The organism is Mycobacterium sp. ITM-2016-00316 (genome assembly GCF_002968335.2).
Taxonomy (GTDB): Bacteria; Actinomycetota; Actinomycetes; order Mycobacteriales; family Mycobacteriaceae; genus Mycobacterium.
The window spans coordinates 5,924,852-5,945,426 of sequence record NZ_CP134398.1 but is presented as its reverse complement, the minus strand read 5'-3'; the positions used below and the strand labels follow the sequence as shown (position 1 = coordinate 5,945,426).

The window sequence follows — 20,575 nt, the reverse complement described above, 5'->3', positions numbered from 1 at the left end:
TACGTCCCCTGAAACGACGAGAGTGCGGTGAGATCGCCATTTCGGAGGGAAACGCGATCTCACCGCACTCTCGGTGAAAAGAATCAGCCCTCGATGAAGGCTTCCAGCTGGGTGCGGGCGACATCGTCGGCCAGCTGCTCCGGCGGGCTCTTCATCAGGTAGGCCGAGGCAGGCAGGATCGGGCCGCCCAGGCCGCGGTCCAGGGCGATCTTCGCGGCGCGCACGGCGTCGATGATGATGCCCGCGGAGTTCGGCGAATCCCAGACCTCGAGCTTGTACTCCAGGTTCAGCGGCACGTCACCGAAGGCGCGGCCCTCCAGGCGGACGTAGGCCCACTTGCGGTCGTCGAGCCAGGCGACGTAGTCCGACGGGCCGATGTGCACGTTCTTGTCGTACACCTTGTCGGCCAGCGAGCCGGTCAGGTTGCTGGTGACGGCCTGGGTCTTGGACACCTTCTTGGACTCCAGGCGCTCGCGTTCGAGCATGTTCTTGAAGTCCATGTTGCCGCCGACGTTGAGCTGGTAGGTGCGGTCCAGGGTGACGCCGCGATCCTCGAACAGCTTGGCCATCACGCGGTGGGTGATGGTGGCGCCGACCTGGCTCTTGATGTCGTCACCGACGATCGGCACACCGGCATCGGTGAACTTCTTGGCCCACACCGGGTCCGAGGCGATGAACACCGGCAGCGCGTTGACGAACGCGACCTTGGCGTCGATGGCGCACTGGGCGTAGAACTTGTCGGCCTCTTCGGAACCGACGGGCAGGTAGGACACCAGCACGTCGACCTTGGCGTCCTTGAGGACCTTGACGACGTCGACCGGGTCGGCGTCGGAGACCTCGATGGTCTCGGAGTAGTACTTGCCGATGCCGTCGAGCGTCGGTCCGCGCTGCACGATGATGTCGGTCGGCGGTACGTCGGCGATCTTGATGGTGTTGTTCTCCGACGCACCGATGGCCTCGGACAGGTCGAAGCCGACCTTCTTGGCGTCCACGTCGAACGCGGCGACGAACTTCACGTCGCGGACGTGGTACGGCCCGAACTTCACGTGCATCAGGCCGGGGACGTTGGCGTTCTCGTCGGCGTCGCGGTAGTACTGCACACCCTGGACCAAGGAGGATGCGCAGTTGCCGACTCCGACAATCGCGACCCTGACTTCGGTGGACTCAGGCTTCGACATGGTCATTCTCCTTTGGATCCTCGGTGGTGTTCACGGCTGTGTTTCCGGGTTGCCCTGTGCGACGCGTTCGGCCGCGATCAGTTCGTTGAGCCATTTGACTTCGCGCTCGCTGGACTCCAGGCCCAGCTGGTGCAACTGCCGGGTGTAGCGGTCCAGTGAGGTACTGGCCCGCGCGACCGCTTCCCGCAGACCTTCGCGGCGTTCCTCGACCTGACGGCGGCGGCCTTCCAGGATGCGCATCCTGGCCTCGGCGGGCGTGCGGTTGAAGAACGCCAGGTGCACGCCGAACCCGTCGTCGGTGTAGTTCTGCGGTCCGGTGTCAGCCACCAGTTCGGCGAAACGTGCCTTGCCGGTATCGCTGAGTTGGTAGACGCGACGGGCGCGCCGCATCTTGGGGGTTCCGTCCGGTGCGGCGTCCTCGACGATGAGGCCGTCGGCCTGCATGCGCCGCAACGCCGGGTACAGCGAGCCGTAGGAAAACGCACGGAAGGCGCCCAACAGCCCCGTCAGGCGCTTGCGAAGTTCGTAGCCGTGCATCGGCGACTCCAGCAGAAGTCCCAGAATGGCGAGCTCCAGCATCGAATCACCTCCCCTGTGCGGCCAGGTGCCGCATCTGCCGCCCACTACTGTGGTGGTCGCTACGACGGACCAACACGTCGGCAAAGTGTATCGCGCCGATATATACGGCGCTACATGAGGGACCAAACCCCGGTGATTTGTGGAGGTCTTGTCGGACTCATTCCGACAAGACCTCCACAAATCGCGTGCGTGTCTAGGGGCTGGGGTAGTTGATCCGCTTCACCGAGGCATCGCCGTTGAACTCGATATAGCCACTGTTCCCGAACTGCGGCGAGACGTAGACGCTGATCTCGATGCTCTCCGGCGGGGCGGTGATATCGGAGTTCGGCCCGACGCTGATGTGGATCTGCTTCACCTCGGCCGGGTCGATGCCGAGGGTCTCCGGGGCGCCGCGGATCAGGCCGACGAAGGTGGGCACGTCGAAGGCGGCCAGGTCGACAAGCCGGGCATCGCTGCTGACGCTGGTCTCCGAGGGGTCGTCCCAGCCCCCGCGGTAGCTGTAGCGCAGCACCCGGCGCGGCTCGTTCGGGTCGGGACGTTCCAGCGAGGCGTAGTCGTCGAAGATCGTCAGGTCGAAACCCTTGGTGTCACCGAATTTCGCCTTCATCTGCTGGAACAGCCCGTTGAGGCCGCCGAGGGACTGCAGCTGTCGCGGCGCGGTCAGCACGGTCGCGGGAATCCCGTCGTCCTTGGCTCCGGGATCGGTCTCAAAGCTCAGCGGTGAGGACGTGTTGCCGTACAGGCCCCAGCCGATCGCGATCCCGAGGACGACCAGGACGACGGCCGTCGCGATGCGGATACCCCAGCCCGCGCCGGGGCCGATGGCGACCGCGGATCGTTCGGGTTGGAGTTTCGGCAGCTTGATCGGTGAGCTCGTGGTCTGCAGATCGGAGACCAGCGACTGCAGCTCACCGAGCGTGGCTGCCTGGGTCGCCGCCGCGACCCGCTGCCGGTGTTCCTCCATGGACAGCTGGCCTTCGCTCATCGCGCTGTCCAGAACCTTGCACGTGTCATCGCGGTCGGAGTCTTTGGCCCGGGTACCCGCTGTCTGCCGTGTCGCCACGCCGATGATCGTAAGACGCAGGAGCTCAGCTCGGGTTTTCGACGCGTGTGACGGTGCCGGAGGGGTCCAGATAGATGTAGCCGTTGCGCCCCGATGTGGTGCTGACCCGGATCAGCGTCTCCAACCCACCGGCCTCGGCGATGTGATCGATATCGAGATAGGTGTCCTGCACATCGCCGGGTGCGATCTGCAAGGTGGCCGGCGCCGCCTGCCACGCGGCGACCGTGGCGGCGACGTCGAAGGCACCGAGATCGGTCAGATCATCGGTATCTGATCGCGATGTGGCTGACGGATTCCCCCACCCGCCGCGGTAGGTGTAGAGCAGCTTGCGCGCATCGTCGGCCGGGTCCGGCAGGTAGACGTAGGCAATGTCGGGTTTGAAGGCCAGTTCGTAGCCCATGGTGCTGCCGAACCGCTTGCGGATCTCGTCGAGGATGCCGGTCATGCCCTCGACGGTGTCCATGTGCCGCGGCAGGTTCAGCACCAGCGGTGGCACATCGTCGACCGGCGAGGCCGGCGCCGCAGTGGTCTCCGGTGCCGGGGCCTCCGGAACGGCGGCGGTCGGCGTCTCGGTGGGCGCCTCGGGCTCCGACGCGACGGCCCAGCCGACGGCCACGATGAGCACGACCAGCCCGCCGGCCACCGCCACGGCGATTCCGCGGCGACGCGGTGACGGTGGTGACGGCTGCGGCAGCGGATCGTCGACCTGCAGGTCAGCGAGCAGCCCGTGCAGCTCGGCCAGGGTGGTCGCGGCGATGGCGGCGTCGATGCGCCGCTGGTGCTCGTCCATCGCGAGCTGGCCTTCGCTGAACGCGTTGTCCAGCGCCTTGCACGCGGCATCGCGGTCGGTGTCACGCGCCCGTGTTCGTGCTGTCTGCCGTCCCGCCACGACCAATGATGCTAGAAGTTCTGCGGTCATCCCGCTGCCGTCGCGCCTCGGTAGCTGGGGCACCGACGTACTCTGGTGGTCGTGCGATTGCAGCGACAGGTGGTGGACTACGCCCTGCGGCGTCGGTCCCTGCTGGCCGAGGTGTATTCCGGGCGGACCGGTGTCACCGAGGTCTGCGATGCGAACCCCTACCTGTTGCGCGCCGCCAAGTACCACGGGAAAACCAGCTCGGTGATGTGTCCGATCTGCCGTAAGGAACAGCTGACGCTGGTGTCCTGGGTGTTCGGGGAGCACCTCGGCGCGGTGTCGGGCTCGGCGCGCACCGCTGAGGAGCTGGTGCTGCTCGCGACCCGTTTCGACGAATTCGCCGTCCATGTGGTGGAGGTATGCCGCACTTGCAGTTGGAACCATCTGGTCAAGTCGTACGTGCTAGGCACGCCGCGCCCGAAGAACGGGACACGCGGCAAGAGCACTCGAACGGCGCGTTCCGACGCGCGTACGGCCAGTGAATAGCGAAGGGCGCCAAAGCAGGTCAGCGGACGATGCCGGAAACGAGCGGTCCGCTGGCGCGAGTCCTGCGCGCCCGAACCCGCCCGCGCACCGCGCACCGCCCACCGGCGGCGTCCCGGACGACCGTAGGACCGCGCTGATCCCGCCGGTCCGCCACGAGGTGGCACCGCACCTGCGTGACCCGATCGACGTCGTCAAGGCCGCCCTCGACGGTGGGCCGCCGCGTCGGCCACCGTTCCCGCCCCCGCCCCCGGGTGGCCCCGGCGGTCCGGGTGGTCCCGGTGGGCCGCCTCCCGGGGCTCCCACCCCCAAGTCCGGACCCCGTTTCCAGTGGAAGTGGGTGCGCCGCACGCTCTATGCCGCGCTGGTGCTGTTCGTGGCGCTGCCGATGATCACGTTCGGCATGGCGTACCTGATCGTGGACGTGCCCAAACCGGGTGACATCCGCACCGCGCAGGTCTCCACGATCCTGGCCAGCGATGGCAGCGAGCTCGCGAAAATCATTCCCCCCGAGGGCAACCGGGTCGATGTGAAGATCGACCAGATCCCGGTGCAGGTCCGCAACGCGGTGATGGCCGCCGAGGACCGGGACTTCTACTCCAACCCGGGCTTCTCCTTCACCGGATTCGCACGCGCCTTCCTGAACAATCTGTTCGGTGGTGGCAGCGGGCTGCAGGGCGGATCGACCATCACCCAGCAGTACGTCAAGAACGCCCTCGTCGGCGACGAACGCTCCGGCGTCGGCGGATTGGTGCGAAAAGCCAAGGAACTCGTCATCTCCACCAAGATGTCGGGGGAGTGGTCCAAGGACCAGGTGCTCGAGTCCTACCTGAACATCATCTACTTCGGCCGCGGCTCGTACGGCATCTCCGCGGCGGCTCAGGCGTACTTCGGGAAGCCGGTCGAGCAGCTCAACGTGGCCGAGGGTGCGCTGCTGGCGGCGCTCATCCAGCGGCCCTCCACGCTGGATCCGGCGGTGGATCCCGAGGGCGCCGCCGACCGCTGGAACTGGGTGCTCGACGGGATGGTCGAGATCGGCGCGCTGTCCCCGGCCGACCGGGCCGCCCAGGTGTTCCCACCCACGGTGGCACCCGATTTCGCGAGTACGGCCAACCAGACCACCGGACCCAACGGACTCATCGAGCGCCAGGTGACCAAGGAGCTCCTCGAGCTCTTCGACATCACCGAGCAGACGCTGAACACCGAAGGCCTGAAGATCACCACCACGATCGACCCGCAGGCGCAGAAGGCCGCCGAGGAGGCCGTCGCCGAGACCCTGGAGGACCAGGAGCCGGATATGCGGTCGGCGGTGGTCTCGATCGACCCGCGCACCGGCGGGGTGAAGGCGTACTACGGCGGATCGGATGCCAACGGCTTCGACTTCGCGCAGGCCGGCCTGCCGACCGGTTCGTCGTTCAAGGTGTTCGCCCTGGTGGCGGCGCTGCAGCAGGGTATCGGGCTGGGCTACAACATCGACAGCTCACCACTGGAGCTCAACGGCATCAAGATCACCAACGTCGAGGGTGGCGGCTGCGGGACCTGCAATATCGCCGAGGCGCTCAAGCGGTCGCTGAACACCAGCTACTACCGGCTGATGCTCAAGCTGCAGAACGGCCCGCAGGACGTGGCCGACGCCGCGCATGAGGCGGGTATCGCCGAGAGCTTCCCCGGTGTGGAACACACGCTGAGCGAGGACGGCCAGGGCGGTCCCCCCAACAACGGCGTCGTGCTCGGGCAGTACCAGAGCCGGGTCATCGACATGGCCTCGGCGTACGCCACCCTGGCCAACTCCGGGGTCTACCACCGGCCGCATTTCGTGCAGAAGGTGGAGGACTCGCAGGGCAACGTGCTGTTCGACAACTCCGGGGGCGACGAGGGCGAGCAGCGCATCGACTCCGCCGTCGCCGACAACGTGACCGCCGCGATGCAGCCGATCGCCGGTTATTCCAATGGCCACAACCTGGCCGGCGGGCGTCCGTCGGCGGCCAAGACCGGCACCAACCAGCTCGGTGACACCGGGGCCAATCGGGACGCCTGGATGGTCGGCTACACGCCGTCGCTGTCCACCGCGGTCTGGGTGGGCACCACCGGCGGGGACAAACCGCTGGTCAACCAGTGGGGTGGGCCGGTCTACGGCTCAGGGCTGCCGTCGGACATCTGGAAGGCCACCATGGACGGTGCCCTCGACGGCACCGACAACGAGACGTTCCCGAAGCCGCCCGAGATCGGTGGCTACGCCGGTCCGCCGGCCGCGCCGCCCCCGCCGCCGCCGTCCTCGGATCCGGCCATCCCGCCGCCGCCGTCGGAGACGGTGATCCAGCCGACGCTGGAGATCGCGCCGGGCATCACCATTCCGTGGGGTCCGCCGACGACGGTGCCGGTCGGCCCGCCGCCGCCTCCCGGTGATCCCAACGCACCGCCGCCCCCGCCCGGCGCACCGGTCGCACCGGGCGCACCGATCCCGCCGCCGCCGTGACCGAGGGCGACGCGGGCACTGTTTCTCCCGCGCCGCTCGCGGGTGACCGGCGCAGTGCCGACGGCCGGGACATGCCCAGCCGCAATGACGCGATCGGCTCGGCGCTCGCTGCCACCGTCGGCGGCCCGGTCGGTCGCCACGCCATGATCGGGCGTTCCCGATTCTGGACACCGCTGCGGGTGATGCTGTTGATCGGCGTCATCTTCCTGGCGCTGGGTTACTCCACCAAGGCGGCCTGCCTGCAGTCCACCGATACCGGCACCGCCGCGCAGCGCGTCGCCAACTGGGAGAACCAGCGCGCCTACTACTCGCTGTGCTACTCGGACACGGTCCCGCTGTACACCGCGGAACTGTTGAACCAGGGCAAGTTTCCGTACAAGTCCAGCTGGATCGAGAAGGACGGCGACGGCAACCCGCACGTCGTGTTCGACGGCAGCCCGCCCGTCCGCTACATGGAGTATCCGGTCCTGACCGGCATCTACCAGTACCTGTCGATGTCGCTGGCGAAAACCTATTCGGCGCTGACGACGCTGGTGTCGGTGCCGTTGGTGGCCGAGGTGGTGATGTTCTTCAACATCTCCGCGTTCGGGCTGGCGTTGGCCTGGCTGCTGACGGTCTGGGCGACCGCACTGCTGGCCGGCCGGCGCATCTGGGATGCCGCGCTGGTGGCGGCGTCCCCGCTGCTGATCTTCCAGATCTTCACCAACTTCGACGCGTTGGCGGTGGCCTGCGCGACGGGCGCGCTGCTGGCCTGGTCGCGCCGCAGACCCGTGCTGGCCGGGGCGCTGATCGGAATCGGGGTGGCGCTCAAGCTCTATCCGCTGCTGCTGCTCGGGCCGTTGCTGGTGCTGTGCCTGCGGACCGGGCGGATGCGGGAGTTCACTCGCACGACGGTCGCCGCGGTCCTTGCCTGGGTGGCGGTCAATCTGCCTGTGCTGGTGCTGTTCCCGCGGGGATGGTCGGAGTTCTTCCGGCTCAACACCCGCCGCGGTGACGATATGGACTCCATCTACAACGTGGTGAAGTCGTTCACCGGCTGGCAGGGCTTCGACCCGGGGCTGGGGTTCTGGGAGCCGCCGACGGTCACCAACGCGGTCACCGCGGTGCTGTTCGGACTGTGCTGCGCGGGGATCGGCTATCTGGCGCTGACGGCCGCCCAGCGCCCGCGGCTGGCTCAGTTGGCGTTCCTGGTGGTGGCCGCGTTCCTGCTGACCAACAAGGTGTGGAGCCCGCAGTTCTCGCTGTGGCTGGTGCCGCTGGCCGTGCTGGCACTGCCCCACCGCCGAATCCTGTTGGCCTGGATGACGATCGACGCGCTGGTCTGGGTGCCGCGGATGCTCTATCTGTACGGCGAGCAGAACCGCGGGCTGCCCGAGCAGTGGTTCACCGCCACCGTGCTGTTGCGCGATATCGCGGTGGTGGTGCTGATCGTGCTGGTGATCCGCCAGATCCGCAGGCCCGAGCTGGACCTGGTGCGCCATCACGGTGCCATCGATGACCCGTCCGGCGGGGTGTTCGACCGCGCCCCGGACAACCCGCCGCGCCGGCTGCCGCCGTGGCTGCGGCCTGCCCCGGCGCCGCTACTTCCCGCCGAGAATCCGGATTCGTACCCGACACACCGCTGATCGTGAGCCGATCGCCGGGACGATTTCGCAGATCAGCACCCGTTCCAGTAGTCTGGGCCGGTTGCCGACGCAGGCGACCCTCCTGCCACGGAACACGCCGTGGCCGCAACGACCATAGGAGGTGATGGGTTCCTTATGCGTCCATACGAAGTCATGGTCATCCTTGACCCCACTCTTGACGAGCGCACCGTAGCTCCCTCGCTGGAGACGTTCCTGAACGTCATCCGCAAGGACGGTGGCAGTGTCGACAAGGTTGATATCTGGGGCCGCCGCCGGCTGGCCTACGAGATCGCCAAGCACGCCGAGGGCATTTACGCCGTCGTCGATCTGAAGGCTGAGCCCGCGACCGTCTCCGAGCTGGATCGCCAGCTCAATCTGAACGAGTCGGTGCTGCGCACCAAGGTGATGCGGACCGACAAGCACTGAGTCGACGCGACACCACTGTGTACGTCGGTGCAAGTCCGTAGGCTCGCCTGCGACTGCACTTGTACGCATACGCCGCTTTGACTACACGCCCAGGAGGATCTCGTGGCTGGTGACACCGTCATCACTGTTATCGGAAACCTGACCGCTGACCCGGAACTGCGTTTCACGCCGTCCGGTGCCGCGGTCGCGAACTTCACCGTGGCCTCCACGCCGCGGACGTTCGACCGCCAGACCAATGAGTGGAAGGACGGCGAAGCGCTGTTCCTCCGCTGCAACATCTGGCGTGAGGCGGCCGAGAACGTGGCCGAGAGCCTCACCCGCGGTTCGCGGGTGATCGTGTCCGGTCGGCTCAAGCAGCGGTCCTTCGAAACCCGCGAGGGTGAGAAGCGCACCGTTGTCGAGCTCGAGGTCGACGAGATCGGCCCCTCGCTCCGCTACGCCACGGCCAAGGTCAACAAGGCCAGCCGTGGTGGCGGTGGCGGCGGCGGTGGGTTCGGCGGCGGTGGCGGTGGTAACAGCGGCGGTGGTGCGCCACGCGGCGGCGGTTCCGAACAGCAGCCCAAGGACGATCCGTGGGGCAGCGCCCCGGCGGCCGGTTCCTACAGCGGCAGCGACGACGAACCGCCCTTCTGACAAGTATTTTCAGCAGTTTTCAAGAAAGAGATTGACCCATGGCCAAGACCAACAAGCGGCGGCCGGCACCGGAAAAGCCGGTCAAGACCCGCAAGTGCGTGTTCTGCTCGAAGAAGGGCAAGAACCAGATCATCGATTACAAGGACACCGGACTGCTCCGGACCTACATCAGCGAGCGCGGCAAGATCCGTGCCCGTCGGGTGACCGGTAACTGTGTCCAGCACCAGCGCGACGTCGCCGTCGCGGTCAAGAATGCCCGCGAGGTGGCTCTGCTGCCGTTCGGTTCGTCGACGCGGTAGGGGAGAGACACATCATGAAGCTGATTCTCACCGCTGAGGTGGAACACCTGGGTATCGCCGGCGATTCGGTCGAGGTGAAGGACGGTTACGGCCGTAACTACCTGCTGCCCCGTGGGCTGGCGATCGCTGCCAGCCGTGGCGCCGAGCGCCAGGCCGAAGAGATCCGCCGTGCCCGCGAGATCAAGGAAGTTCGGGGCGTCGAGCACGCCAACGAACTGAAGAACGCCCTGGAGTCCCTGGGCGCCGTCACGCTGCCCGTGCGGGCCGCATCCGACGGCGGCAAGCTGTTCGGCTCGGTCACCCCGACCTCGGTCGTCACCGCCATCAAGAAGGCCGGCGGACCGAACCTCGACAAGCGCACCGTGGAGCTGCCGAAGGCCCATATCAAGGCCACCGGCACCTACCAGATCGGCGTCAAGCTGCACCCCGGCGTCACCGCCGCGGTCTCGCTGAACGTCACTGCGGAGTAAGAGCAGTCCTCAAACGCCCGGGTCGGAAGCTCATCGCTTCCCACCCGGGCGTTGCTGCGTTCTCAGGGCGGACCCAGCGAACTGGTCTCCGTAATCCACATACAGCAACACAACCCGGCTGTTAACCTGTTCGGCTTCTCGACGCAATCCAACACGCCCGGAAGTGCAACCTAACCCGACACGCCGTGGCAGTTAGTGTCCACAGCGTCACATCGAAGAAAATCTGCCTCTACCTGGAGCGGGCCGCTGAAGTCGGAAGTTTGTGCACAGGTTGTCCACAACCCGTCAACACCGCTGACCGAAGCTGTGCACACGCCATCCACAGGTTCGCTAACAGGGCCCGGTTGCACGCGACTCAGCAAAGCCTTACGTTTGCCGTCGCGACCACCTCCGCGCTACTTGTCGGGGGCGTTCGTTATTGTCGCGCGCAGGTGGCATCGAATGTATGTGCGATGAGTTTCGGAGGGGGAGGTGGGACGCTCAGTGGCTGTCGTAGACGATTTCAGTCGTGGTGGTGACCCGGGAATCGATGAGCCGCCCCGCGAGGACATCGGGCGCCAGCCCCCGCAGGACATGGCGGCCGAACAGGCCGTACTGGGCGGCATGCTGCTGTCCAAGGACGCGATCGCCGACGTCCTGGAGAAGATGCGGCCCAGCGACTTCTACCGGCCCGCCCACCAGGATGTCGCCGAGACGATTCTGGATCTCTACGACCGCGGTGAGCCGGCCGACGCCGTCACCGTCGCCTCCGACCTCGACCGGCGCGGGCTCCTGCGCCGCGTCGGTGGGGCCCCCTATCTGCACACGCTGATCTCCACCGTGCCGACCGCGGCCAACGCCGGTTACTACGCCACCATCGTGGCCGAGAAGGCGCTGCTGCGCCGCCTCGTGGAGGCCGGCACACGCGTCGTGCAGTACGGCTACGCCGGCGCCGACGGGGCCGATGTGCACGACATCGTGGACCGTGCCCAGTCCGAGATCTATGACGTCGCCGACCGGCGGCAGTCCGAGGACTTCGTGGCCCTGGAAGACCTGCTGCAGCCCACCATGGACGAGATCGACGCCATCGCGTCCTCCGGGGGTATCTCGCGCGGAATCCCGACCGGGTTCGTCGACCTCGATGAGATCACCAACGGCCTGCACGGCGGGCAGATGATCATCATCGCGGCCAGGCCCGGCGTGGGTAAATCGACTCTGGGACTAGATTTTATGCGGTCCTGTTCCATCAAGCACCGGCAAGCCAGCGTCATCTTCTCCCTGGAAATGAGCAAGTCCGAGATCGTGATGCGCCTGCTGTCGGCTGAGGCCAACATCAAGCTCGGCGATATGCGGTCCGGGCGCATGAATGATGACGACTGGACCCGGCTGGCCCGGCGGATGAGTGAGATCAGCGAGGCGCCGCTCTATATCGATGACTCGCCGAACCTGACCATGATGGAGATCCGAGCCAAGGCGCGACGCCTGAAGAAAAAGGCAGATCTTCAGTTGATTGTCGTCGATTACCTGCAGCTGATGAGCTCCGGTAAAAAATACGATTCGCGCCAGCAGGAAGTGTCGGACTTCTCGCGTAGTCTTAAATTGATGGCAAAAGAATTGCATGTTCCAGTGGTGGCAATCAGCCAGCTCAACCGAGGCCCGGAACAGCGCACTGATAAGCGCCCACAGGTCTCTGACCTGCGTGAATCTGGCAGCTTGGAACAGGATGCGGACATGGTGATGCTTTTACATCGCCCCGATGCCTTCGATCGCGAAGACCCTCGTGGCGGTGAAGCAGACATTATTCTTGGTAAGCACAGAAATGGCCCTACTGCGAATATCACCGTGGCTCACCAATTGCACTTGTCGCGCTTTACCAATATGGCGCGGTAGTCCGAAACTGCCGCTGCTGATTCTCAAACTTGATGCCGAATTCTCGTTGCGAATGTCCATGAAGTTCGAATTGGACATTCAGACATTGTATGTTTGCCACTCGATTCTTAATGATGGAGCGGGCGCTTGGCGCAAGTTGGCTGAGCTGGGCGAAGGTCAGCTGACCGGTGCCGGGTTGGCGAGATCTCCTTTGAACGGTGCTGGGCCTAGTGGGTTTCTGGGCTGAGAACTGCTTGAATGAATGATCCCTTGGCTGCGCTGTAGGCCTCGCGATCGTCGCTATGGCGTTGAGCAAGAACGTGTTTGAGTGCGGCGTAGTCCGCTGTCAGGGTCGAGTCCGCGCGCAGAGCATCGCGAAACGCAATCTGCTGGTGGCAACGCGGGGTACCGGCTGTCATGACGTGCAGGTGCGCGATGCGCCGGCCGCCGACTACCTTCACGAACAGCCGACGCCAGGGCCGTTGGTCGAGGAGCGGTGCAACGTAATGCCAGTCATGCGGGCCAAGAACCGCAGCCATCGAATCTGCTTCGTCTAGCTCGGCCACGGCGGCTTGCAGGTCGATGATGGGTTTGGCCGGGAGGTCGGGGACCGCTGTTGAGCCGACGTGCTCGATACGAGCCGTCAGCCATGGCGCGAGAAGTACCTCGACAGTGTGGCGTAAGCGCTCGCCTTGCGATTGCCATTCGGGATCCGCGTCGACGACTGCAATAGCCTCGTCCGCCCATCCGGGCCGGGAAGGACTGGCGTTCGATGTGGTCGTGAATGTGTTCGCGGTGTAGAGGTCCAGAGCGTCGCCGGTGATAGCGGTCGTCAGCTCACTCAGCGAGTCAAGGTGCAGATCGGCCACTTTGGACTGGGGCCGCGTGGCGTGCAGGTAGCCCCAGGGTCCTCGGCGAACCAGCGCTGTGCGCAGGTTGGCGCCGTGGGCGGGAATAATGTCGTTGTCGAGGCGGTCGCCGACGTACATGATCTCGTGCGGCGAGAGCTGCGCGGCGCTGATCACCTTCTCGAAGAACTGCGGTGAGGGTTTCGCAACACCCCAGTCTGCTGATGAGGCAACGAAGTCGGCCACGACCCCGAGCCCTTCGAGTGTGTTGGCAACGCCACGGGGTTGGTTGCCGGCGATCCCGACGATGAATCCAGCGCTTCTGGCTGCGCGCAGGCAGTCCAGCGCATCAGGATAGAGGTCAGCGGTGGTGATCGCGAGATGTGTTGAAGGGGGCTCGACTCGCAGCATGGGCCATGCCGATCGATGGTCTTCACCACGCTCGATCAATGCACCTATGACACCCATCAACGTAAAGGGTGTGACGCCGGCGTGCTGCGCGTGCTCGGTCCACATGCGTGATTCATCCACGAGCGTCTCGCCGACGTCGAAGACGAGCGCGCGGACGCCTTCTGGCAGCCTCACGCCGCTCGCGTCGTGTCGATCCGCTTCGCACGGAATGTGGTTGGGGGTCATGAGGGTGTGGTGAGGCGGGGATCCGGTATCGCACGAATGGCGAGAAACCCGGTGGGTTCGCGGTGTAGGCAGTCGTACTTGTCTTGGTCAATGTCGGCCGCGGCCGGAGCAGGGCGTGGTTCGACTAGTCGCTCGATGAGGAACCCAGCCTGGAAAAGTTCTTCGCACGTCTGCTCCAGTGGTGTAAGCCAGTACCGCACCTGCCACCCACGGCTCCAGATTTCGTCGATTATGCGTGGTTGGAAGTAGTTGCCGCCGTGGCGAAGCCAGTCTCCGGTGGGGTGCAACCGCGATAGGACGAGCGCCCCGCCGGGGCGAAGTACGCGACGGAACTCGCGTAGTGCGGCCACTCTGTCATCGACGTACTCCCAGGCCAGCGCGAAGAGCACGTAGTCGAAGGTGTGGTCGTCGAGCCAGTCGAGGGGTACGGCGAGGTCGTGGGTTCTGAAAGTGCCTGTAGGTACGCGTTGCTGGGCCAGTGCGACCATGCGAGGGCTCTGGTCGAAACCGATCACCCGCGCCCGTCGGGCGGTCAGCTCGCCGGCGTAGAGCCCTGGCCCGCACGCCGCGTCCAGGATCGTCGTGCCTGCGACATCGCCGAGCAGGCCCAGGCAGGCGGGTCGGTCGTAGTGTGCGTTGAAGAGGCCAGCTTGAGCGTGCTCGAGGTACTCGTCTGCGAAGACCTCGTACTGGGGACGCTTTCCCACGGCTTCGGTCATCAAGCCATTATCGAACAGGGCGACACGTCATCGAAACACCAGTGACCGCGGAAGTCGTTGGGTTCGTGCCGACCCGGAACAATGACCGCGTTCGGCAGCGCGGAAGACAGTTAGGGTCTTTTGTGGGGGTGGGGGCAACCAGCAGCTCTTCGCGCTGACAGGCAAAGCGCGGCGGCACTGTTGCTGGTCATCTTCAGCACATAGGATCCCGATGTGGGCGCACCGAAGGTCGGCGCATCGGTATTGCTGCTTCTGGCGGTGGGACCTCTATTGCTGCTTGCTCCTTGGTGGCCGCTACCGTCACTCGTAGTGGCTCCGCTAGTTGCCCTCGCGGCGGTCTACACAGCGGTCATCTTCGCGCTGAGCTGTCGATGGTGGGCGAAGCGCAAACGCGAACTGACAGTGTCAGCGTCCCCGTCTGAATGTCGTGCACAATGGCAGGCCGGCCGCTGGGACATCGACCCGCGCCACGCCTACCTGGCCAATGTCGGTGACGCCACCGCCTACGACGTGACTGTCACGCTATCCGACAAAGTCGTTTGCACCGCTGAGACAGTTCCGCCGTTCAGCGCCGAGCGGCTGTCTTCGTCGTCGGGACTGCCGTGCTACGTAAACCTGTCTATCCGGCAACGACTCGGCGCTTCAGCCGCGATGACGAAGCAGAGTCGCGACAGCGGGAACGCCGTCCCCGAATCGTCCGAGTTTGACGTTCAAGTTCGATGGCGTACGGCTTTTGGCGAATGGCACACCCAGAGCGCAGTGATCGACTAGATCGGGCCCTGCAGGGCATCCGAGGGTAAACGCGTCGCTATGCGCCGATCGCTATGAAATCGTCAGGAATGTAGCCGTGCGTGCGAGGCAGCAGAATGTGCGGCCCAGGTGGCTTGGAACGACTACCAGGCCGCGGCTGTGGTCGATGATGTGAGGGTGCCGCGTTTGATCTCTCCTGCGATGGCGTCGGGATTGTTCGCCGGATCTGACCAGCCCGAGATTGCAGTAGAGCAGGGTGTGGTGTTGCGGCCGTGGAAGCTCGACGATGCTGGCGCGGTCATGGAGGCGTTCGCCGATCCCGAAATCCAGCGTTGGCACGTGCGACGTGCGGATTCAGTAGAAGAAGCCGCGGAGTGGATCACCGCTCGGCAACGCGGATGGGCCGCCGAGTCGGAGCTCAGCTGGGCGGTAGCCGAGCAGCAGACCGGCACCCTGCTGGGCCGGGTGACGCTAGGTAGCGTCAAACTGCATGACGGGTCGGCGGGGCTGGCGTACTGGATGGCCCCGGCCGCCCGGGGAAGAGGCTTGTGCACGCAGGCGGCGCAGGTGTTGTGCCGGTGGCGTGTCACTTGGTAGGTGGCCAGTGCCGCAGGATCGGAGACCGGGTCGTGCGGTTCAACGCGTACGGGCCGTTCTGGATGTGCATCCGCGCACCCAGTCGCGCATCGTCGAGGACGTGGGCGCCGGAGGCAACCACATCGCTGATCAGGCCCGGGACGAGTTCCTCCATGGTCTGCCAGCCTTTAGCGAGCAGGCTGTGCAGATGCGCGCCCTGCGGTATACCGCGCCGCGCAGAGGCGTTCTCGGGCAGCCGGTCTCGTTCGATGATCGAGACGCGGTGGCCGGCGTCGGCAAGTGCGGCGGCGGCCAGCAATCCGGCAATGCCGGCCCCGAGGACAACAGAGTATTCCGTCATATCGTGCACGCCTCCCCGCGTGTCGAGCTGAGCGATGGCGATGACGCTAACACCAGAATAAGAAAAGTAAGCGTAAATTAAGCAAAGTCTAAGAAAGGTGGTCGCTGTGATGACTAGGGGTTGGTGATGATTGGTCAAGGTGAGGAAGCTGGTGAAGCCGGGTCTGGTGCCGACGGGCGGAACGGACCTGAGCAGCGGGTGGCGTTGGTCACCGGCGCGTCCCGCGGTATCGGTGCGCAGGTGGCCCGGTTCCTCGGTACCGGCGGTGTGCATGTGGTGGTCAACTACCGCGAGAAGGCAAAGCGGGCGAACACGGTGGTCGAGGAGATCTGTGCGGCCGGGGGGCAGGCGTCGGCTGCCGGTGCCGACGTCTGCGATGAAGCGCAGGTGCAGGCGTTACTGGCAGATATCAGGGAGCGGTTCGGTGCGCTGGATGTGCTGGTGCTCAATGCCTCTGGTGGTTTGGAGCGCGGCGCCGACCCGAGTTATGCGATGCAGCTGAATCACGATGCGCAACTGCGCCTCGTTGAGCTGGCTCTGCCGCTCATGCCGCGAAGGTCTCGGATCGTCTTCGTCACCAGCCATCAAGCGCATTTCTATCCTGGCAAGCCGGTGCCCGAGGGCTACGAACCCATCGCGGCGAGTAAACGTGCCGGCGAAGATGCGCTGCGGGCCGCCAGATCCACGCTGAGCGAACGTGGAATCGAACTCAAGGTCGTCTCCGGGGACATGATCGACGGCACCATCATCGTGCGGCTGCTGCACCGCAAGGATCCCGCCGCTGTCGAGGCCCGCCGTGACCACGCCCCGTTGCCCACAGTCGAGGAGTTCGCCACCGTGATTGCCCGCGCGGCCCTGCAGCCTGGTGCCCCCGACACGACCTACGTTGGCGGCGCCGACTACTTAGTATGACGCCAGCGGTGGTGTAGGCGCCGACTCGCCATCACCGCCTACTCAGGTGAACCGTTGGCGGCAGTATGGATTTGGCAGCGCCGTCCCTGGCGCTGATGGATGCGCCGGCCAGGCGATCGCCCCGGCCAGCAAAGCGTTGCCCATGAGGTCTTCTGCGGTCGTGGTTGTTCCTCAGCGATGGGATGAGTACAGGAGTTGCTCAATAGCGGTAACAGCTGCGGCGGTGCCGTCCTCACCAGCGACGCGGGACGCCAGTCGCTGTGTGGTTTCCCGCAGGTCGGCGTCATCGAGTGTGGTGCGGATGGCTGCGGCGAGGCGATGCGCGGTCAGCCGGCGCTGGGGAAGGGGTGTGATGGCCACGCCGAGCGAGTGCAGACGCTGCGCCCAGAAAGGCTGATCGCCCGCGGGTCCGGGCAGCGGGATGCTGGGGATGCCTGCGCGTAGGGCTGCGGCTGTGGTGCCGGCGCCGCAGTGGTGTGCGATGGCGGCCATCTGTGGGAACAGCCACTCGTGCGGTGTGTCGCGGATGGTGAGGATGTTCTCTCCGGTGACGTCGATTCCGGCCCAACCGGATTGGACGATGCCGCGCACACCGGCCTGCCGCAGCCCCGCGGCGATGATCTCGGCGAGCTGCTCGGCGCGTGCGGCGGTGACGACGGTGCTGCCCAGCCCGATGAACACCGGCGCGGGGCCTGCGGCCAGGAACTCACCGAGGACCTGTGGGGGCTGCCATTGGACAGGAGTTGGTGGCCACCAATACCCGGTGACTTGCAAGCCAGTCCGCCAGTCCACGGGGCGAGACACTACGTTGGGTGAGTAGGCGTGCAGGATCGGCCAGTCCGCAGCCGTGCGTCGACGCCGAAGTGCCCGTGCAGAGGCTCTCGGCAGTCCGAGTTCGCGCCTACAGTGCGCGACGACGCCACCGTAGAGACGATCGATGGCCCACGCGGTGGCCCCGGCGGCCATCCGGTTACCAAACCCACCGAGCGACCAGGCGCCCAGCAGGCTCGGGGGATAATCGGCGGTCGGCGAGATGGGTTGCATCCGGACCCCGACCGAGGGGATCCCTTGTGCTTCTGCCAGGGGATGGCCGGCCAGTTCGGCCAGCGGCGGCAGCAACAGGATGTCGGCCGGTACCTCACCGAGCGCGTCGATGATCATTTGCCCGGTGTCGCGTTGCCCGGACGGGGCAAACATCGCGGCGAACAGTTCTTTCGAGCTGGCCTCCGCGTGGTCGGTGCCTGGCGTGAAATCGGCCGGCAGTTCCCGAAACTCGCAGCCGGCGCCGATGATCAGGTCGGCGAACGGTGTGTAGGCGGCGATTGTGACCCGGTGCCCGGCCTGCTGAAGTGCAGCGCCCAGACCGGCCAGCGGGGCGACGTCACCGCGGCTGCCGACCGCCGCAATCGCCACGGTGCTCATCGCGCTCCGCTGACGATGCGAACAAAGATGTCAATCAGGTCCTCGGCGTAGCGGCCTGCGTTGTAGCCGGGTTCGCGCAGCACTGTCTCGACGACTCCATTGACGGCTCCGCGCAGTGCGATCGCGGTGGACTGCAGCGGGAAGTCGCCGAACTCACCGTCGCGTTGGCCGCCAGCCAGAATCGGGTGGGGGTCGAGTACAGCGAGCTGCTCGGCGATGTCGGGGCTCAGTCCGAGCTCTTCGAATCGGCGCCCGTCGGAGGGGACGTAGGTCGTGCCCAGCGAGGCCAGCGCCTTCAGGGCGGTGCGATGCGTACCGAAATAGCCGATGCTGGAACGAATGTAGGCGTGCAACTTGCCTGTGGCGGTGCGCTCTGCGTCGATTGCAGGGGCGACCCGGGCGATCATCGTGCGGTACATGTGCTCGACGATCGCGTCGACGAGATTGTCCTTGGTGCCGAAATGGTAGAGCACCGCGCTCATGGCGATTCCTACCCTATCGGCGATCTTTCGGATCGACGTCTCGGCGAAACCTACCTCAGCGATCACATCGATCGCAGCAGCCACGATCTGGGCCTTGCGTGCCGATCGGATGAAGGACTCTTGCGGAGCCTGGGTGGACGACATGCCCCGACCGTAAGTGGATCTGCCGCTCTTTAGAAGGTGTGATCTAAAAACAGATCAACTGATCAATAAAAGTACCGTGGTGCGCGGACGCTCGGAAGTCACAGCACTCATGAGGGGGAAGCCGCAGCTATTGTCCTGGTCAAGCCCGTGGACCTAGGCGCGGTGACCATCCCACATTGGCAAATCGCCTTCAGCGCACCCTCCACGAGGCCATCAACGGCACTCCCCGCCGGTAGAGTGTGAACTGGCGACTGGCGCAGGTGGGACACCACCGGGAAGCAACAGTTCGGAAGCATCGACCGCCTGGGTGCTCCTCTCATGATTGAGGAGCACGACCATGCCCGCAACAATCATCGACGGCGCCCGCGTCGCCAACACGATCTTGGCGCAGACGCATCAACGAGCATCCGACATCGCTACAGTTCTGGGGCGCAGGCCGTGTCTGGCTACAGTCCTGGTCGGAGATGACCCCGCCTCGCGAACCTACGTCCGGATGAAAACCAATCGCTGCCGCACAACAGGACTGGACTCTCGCAGCCGTCACCTCTCGGCGTCAACGACGACGAGCGAGGCCGTGGCGCTCGTGCGCGCGCTGTCGGAGGACCCCGGTGTAGACGGGATTCTCGTCCAGCATCCAATGCCCGCCCACCTTGACGAACGTGCCGTCTTTGAAGCAATTGCTCCCGGTAAGGATGTCGATGGGGTGACTCAGGCATCTTTCGCCGCCATGGCACTGGGCGGCAATGGGTTTCATTCCTGCACCCCAGGTGGGATCATGGAGCTGCTGGATGCTTACGAGGTCGATGCAGCGGGTTTGCGCGCTGTTGTCGTGGGACGTAGCTCCATTCTCGGTAAGCCGGTGGGGATGTTGCTGCTCGCCCGCGATGCCACGGTCACATACTGCCACTCTAAAACTGTCGATCTCGATCAGATCGTGGCTGAGGCGGACGTCGTCGTCGCCGCGGTCGGCAGACCCGAACTGATCAAGGGAAGGTGGATCAAACCCGGCGCGGTGGTCATCGACGCCGGCTACAACCCCGGCAACATCGGTGATGTCCAATACGCCGAGACCGCCGAGCGGGCCCGGCTCATCACTCCTGTGCCGGGTGGTGTGGGACCGACAACGATCGCTGTGCTTCTTCGGCAGACCGTCACGGCAGCCGAAGTGGCGTCGCTCTGAGTGGCACCACTCGGGAATCGAGTGCCAGCTCCGCCGTAGCGGACGAGAGTCATGAGAGTTGTTGCAGTCAAATCAAATTCGGAGGCGTCTCGTCGTGGAGCTCGCCTCACGTGACTAAAAAAAGCCGTGGGTTTGGAAGGGGACGCTCAGTGCGGCGCGAAGACAAGTGGCGCTTCCAAAACAATGGACGCGAAAGTGAGAATTTAAGGTATGGACATCTCGTGAGAACGCTTTTGTCTTCGCAGTTCAGGCCACTGCGAGTGGACATGAAGTTTGAGAAGCCACAACCTGTAGGTTCTCATGGCAGATGGCGGAATCTCATGACGGGCCGGACGCCCGTCGGTGCCGGCGACGAGATCGCGGTACTGCCACCCATTTCCGGGGGATGACGGCCTGCCGTGTCTGCCTGTGGCGGGACAGCTGCGAACTCACATCCGCTGCTTGTGCTAACTCAGTACTGATGCAGCGGGCTTTGAGGCGCCGAACCCGCGTCGGTGAGGTGTCCGAGCCGGTCGCCGTCACGCCCACCACCGCCGGTACAGGTCGCAA

The 20,575-nt window shown here is 65.3% G+C and carries 21 protein-coding genes, 1 pseudogene and 1 riboswitch; of the genes and pseudogenes, 12 read left to right on the top strand and 10 right to left on the bottom strand.

Going from position 1 to position 20,575, the window contains the following annotated elements; genetic code table 11:
* Positions 1-83: 83 nt before the first annotated feature.
* The 4 genes from C6A86_RS28945 to C6A86_RS28930 form a co-directional block, all read right to left on the bottom strand.
* Entirely contained in the window at positions 84-1,178 is a 1,095-nt protein-coding gene (locus tag C6A86_RS28945; protein ID WP_105362868.1) for an inositol-3-phosphate synthase, read from the bottom strand.
* Between the two features lie 30 nt (positions 1,179-1,208).
* Entirely contained in the window at positions 1,209-1,757 is a 549-nt protein-coding gene (locus C6A86_RS28940) for a PadR family transcriptional regulator (protein WP_105362856.1), read from the bottom strand.
* A gap of 193 nt (positions 1,758-1,950) precedes the next feature.
* A complete protein-coding gene (locus C6A86_RS28935; protein WP_105362855.1) occupies positions 1,951-2,820 on the bottom strand; it encodes a DUF1707 domain-containing protein in 870 nt (289 codons plus the stop codon).
* A gap of 25 nt (positions 2,821-2,845) precedes the next feature.
* On the bottom strand, positions 2,846-3,709 hold the full coding sequence (locus tag C6A86_RS28930) for a DUF1707 domain-containing protein (protein WP_158263254.1): 864 nt from the start codon (positions 3,707-3,709) through the stop codon (positions 2,846-2,848).
* A gap of 81 nt (positions 3,710-3,790) precedes the next feature.
* Here C6A86_RS28930 and C6A86_RS28925 point away from each other — a divergent pair, with 81 nt between their 5' ends.
* The 8 genes from C6A86_RS28925 to dnaB all read left to right on the top strand — a co-directional run bounded on the left by C6A86_RS28925 (position 3,791) and on the right by dnaB (position 12,017).
* Entirely contained in the window at positions 3,791-4,222 is a 432-nt protein-coding gene (locus C6A86_RS28925; RefSeq protein WP_057169383.1) for a DUF5318 family protein, read from the top strand.
* Positions 4,215-6,695 carry a transglycosylase domain-containing protein gene (locus C6A86_RS28920; protein ID WP_396834472.1) on the top strand — a complete coding sequence of 827 codons (2,481 nt, stop codon included), beginning with the start codon at positions 4,215-4,217 and terminating at the stop codon, positions 6,693-6,695. The genes C6A86_RS28925 and C6A86_RS28920 overlap by 8 nt, the downstream gene beginning before the upstream one ends.
* 71 nt (positions 6,696-6,766) lie before the next feature.
* Positions 6,767-8,320 (top strand): glycosyltransferase family 87 protein, encoded by a 1,554-nt coding sequence (locus tag C6A86_RS28915; RefSeq protein ID WP_105361463.1) that lies wholly within the window; start codon positions 6,767-6,769, stop codon positions 8,318-8,320.
* Positions 8,321-8,455: 135 nt separating this feature from the next.
* Positions 8,456-8,746: a 30S ribosomal protein S6 gene (gene rpsF, locus C6A86_RS28910; protein WP_057169208.1), complete on the top strand. Its 291-nt coding sequence runs from the start codon at positions 8,456-8,458 to the stop codon at positions 8,744-8,746.
* Between the two features lie 102 nt (positions 8,747-8,848).
* Positions 8,849-9,379 (top strand): single-stranded DNA-binding protein, encoded by a 531-nt coding sequence (locus C6A86_RS28905; RefSeq protein ID WP_105361502.1) that lies wholly within the window; start codon positions 8,849-8,851, stop codon positions 9,377-9,379.
* Positions 9,380-9,417: 38 nt separating this feature from the next.
* Complete coding sequence (gene rpsR, locus C6A86_RS28900) at positions 9,418-9,678, top strand: 30S ribosomal protein S18 (RefSeq protein WP_057169210.1); 261 nt, start codon at positions 9,418-9,420, stop codon at positions 9,676-9,678.
* 14 nt (positions 9,679-9,692) lie between these two features.
* A complete protein-coding gene (rplI, locus tag C6A86_RS28895; RefSeq protein ID WP_105361501.1) occupies positions 9,693-10,148 on the top strand; it encodes a 50S ribosomal protein L9 in 456 nt (151 codons plus the stop codon).
* A gap of 483 nt (positions 10,149-10,631) precedes the next feature.
* Positions 10,632-12,017 carry a replicative DNA helicase gene (gene dnaB, locus C6A86_RS28890; protein ID WP_105361500.1) on the top strand — a complete coding sequence of 462 codons (1,386 nt, stop codon included), beginning with the start codon at positions 10,632-10,634 and terminating at the stop codon, positions 12,015-12,017.
* A 206-nt stretch (positions 12,018-12,223) separates the two neighbouring features.
* Here the strand turns inward: dnaB and C6A86_RS28885 are convergent, their stop codons facing one another.
* Both C6A86_RS28885 and C6A86_RS28880 read right to left on the bottom strand, forming a co-directional pair.
* Positions 12,224-13,480, bottom strand: a complete 1,257-nt coding sequence (locus C6A86_RS28885; RefSeq protein WP_311100971.1) for an HAD-IA family hydrolase — start codon at positions 13,478-13,480, stop codon at positions 12,224-12,226.
* Positions 13,477-14,199, bottom strand: a complete 723-nt coding sequence (locus C6A86_RS28880; protein WP_105362536.1) for a class I SAM-dependent methyltransferase — start codon at positions 14,197-14,199, stop codon at positions 13,477-13,479. The genes C6A86_RS28885 and C6A86_RS28880 overlap by 4 nt, the downstream gene beginning before the upstream one ends.
* Positions 14,200-14,412: 213 nt before the next feature.
* On the opposite strand from C6A86_RS28880, the gene C6A86_RS28875 reads away from it, so the two are divergent.
* Together C6A86_RS28875 and C6A86_RS28870 are read left to right on the top strand one after the other, a co-directional pair.
* Positions 14,413-14,970: a hypothetical protein gene (locus tag C6A86_RS28875; protein WP_142406931.1), complete on the top strand. Its 558-nt coding sequence runs from the start codon at positions 14,413-14,415 to the stop codon at positions 14,968-14,970.
* 165 nt (positions 14,971-15,135) lie between these two features.
* The gene (locus C6A86_RS28870; RefSeq protein WP_233212936.1) at positions 15,136-15,546 is read left to right on the top strand and encodes a GNAT family N-acetyltransferase; all 411 of its coding nucleotides are present in this window, start codon (positions 15,136-15,138) and stop codon (positions 15,544-15,546) included.
* Here the strand turns inward: C6A86_RS28870 and C6A86_RS28865 are convergent.
* Positions 15,536-15,886, bottom strand: a complete 351-nt coding sequence (locus C6A86_RS28865) for an FAD-dependent oxidoreductase (protein ID WP_158263244.1) — start codon at positions 15,884-15,886, stop codon at positions 15,536-15,538. The genes C6A86_RS28870 and C6A86_RS28865 overlap by 11 nt on opposite strands.
* Before the next feature lie 204 nt (positions 15,887-16,090).
* Here C6A86_RS28865 and C6A86_RS28860 point away from each other — a divergent pair, with 204 nt between their 5' ends.
* Entirely contained in the window at positions 16,091-16,798 is a 708-nt protein-coding gene (locus C6A86_RS28860) for an SDR family oxidoreductase (RefSeq protein WP_233212938.1), read from the top strand.
* 171 nt (positions 16,799-16,969) lie between these two features.
* On the opposite strand, the gene C6A86_RS28855 is transcribed toward C6A86_RS28860, so the two are convergent.
* The 3 genes and pseudogenes from C6A86_RS28855 to C6A86_RS29245 form a co-directional block, all read right to left on the bottom strand.
* Complete coding sequence (locus C6A86_RS28855) at positions 16,970-18,220, bottom strand: glycosyltransferase (protein WP_105362540.1); 1,251 nt, start codon at positions 18,218-18,220, stop codon at positions 16,970-16,972.
* Positions 18,217-18,702: a TetR/AcrR family transcriptional regulator gene (locus tag C6A86_RS28850; RefSeq protein WP_396835452.1), complete on the bottom strand. Its 486-nt coding sequence runs from the start codon at positions 18,700-18,702 to the stop codon at positions 18,217-18,219. Before C6A86_RS28850 ends, C6A86_RS28855 begins: the two co-directional genes overlap by 4 nt.
* 6 nt (positions 18,703-18,708) lie before the next feature.
* Positions 18,709-18,846: pseudogene (locus tag C6A86_RS29245) on the bottom strand (TetR family transcriptional regulator); the annotation flags it as partial.
* A 238-nt stretch (positions 18,847-19,084) separates the two neighbouring features.
* Positions 19,085-19,162: riboswitch (ZMP/ZTP riboswitch) on the top strand.
* A gap of 21 nt (positions 19,163-19,183) precedes the next feature.
* Here C6A86_RS29245 and C6A86_RS28845 point away from each other — a divergent pair.
* Complete coding sequence (locus C6A86_RS28845; RefSeq protein ID WP_105362548.1) at positions 19,184-20,026, top strand: bifunctional 5,10-methylenetetrahydrofolate dehydrogenase/5,10-methenyltetrahydrofolate cyclohydrolase; 843 nt, start codon at positions 19,184-19,186, stop codon at positions 20,024-20,026.
* Positions 20,027-20,575 lie beyond the last annotated feature (549 nt).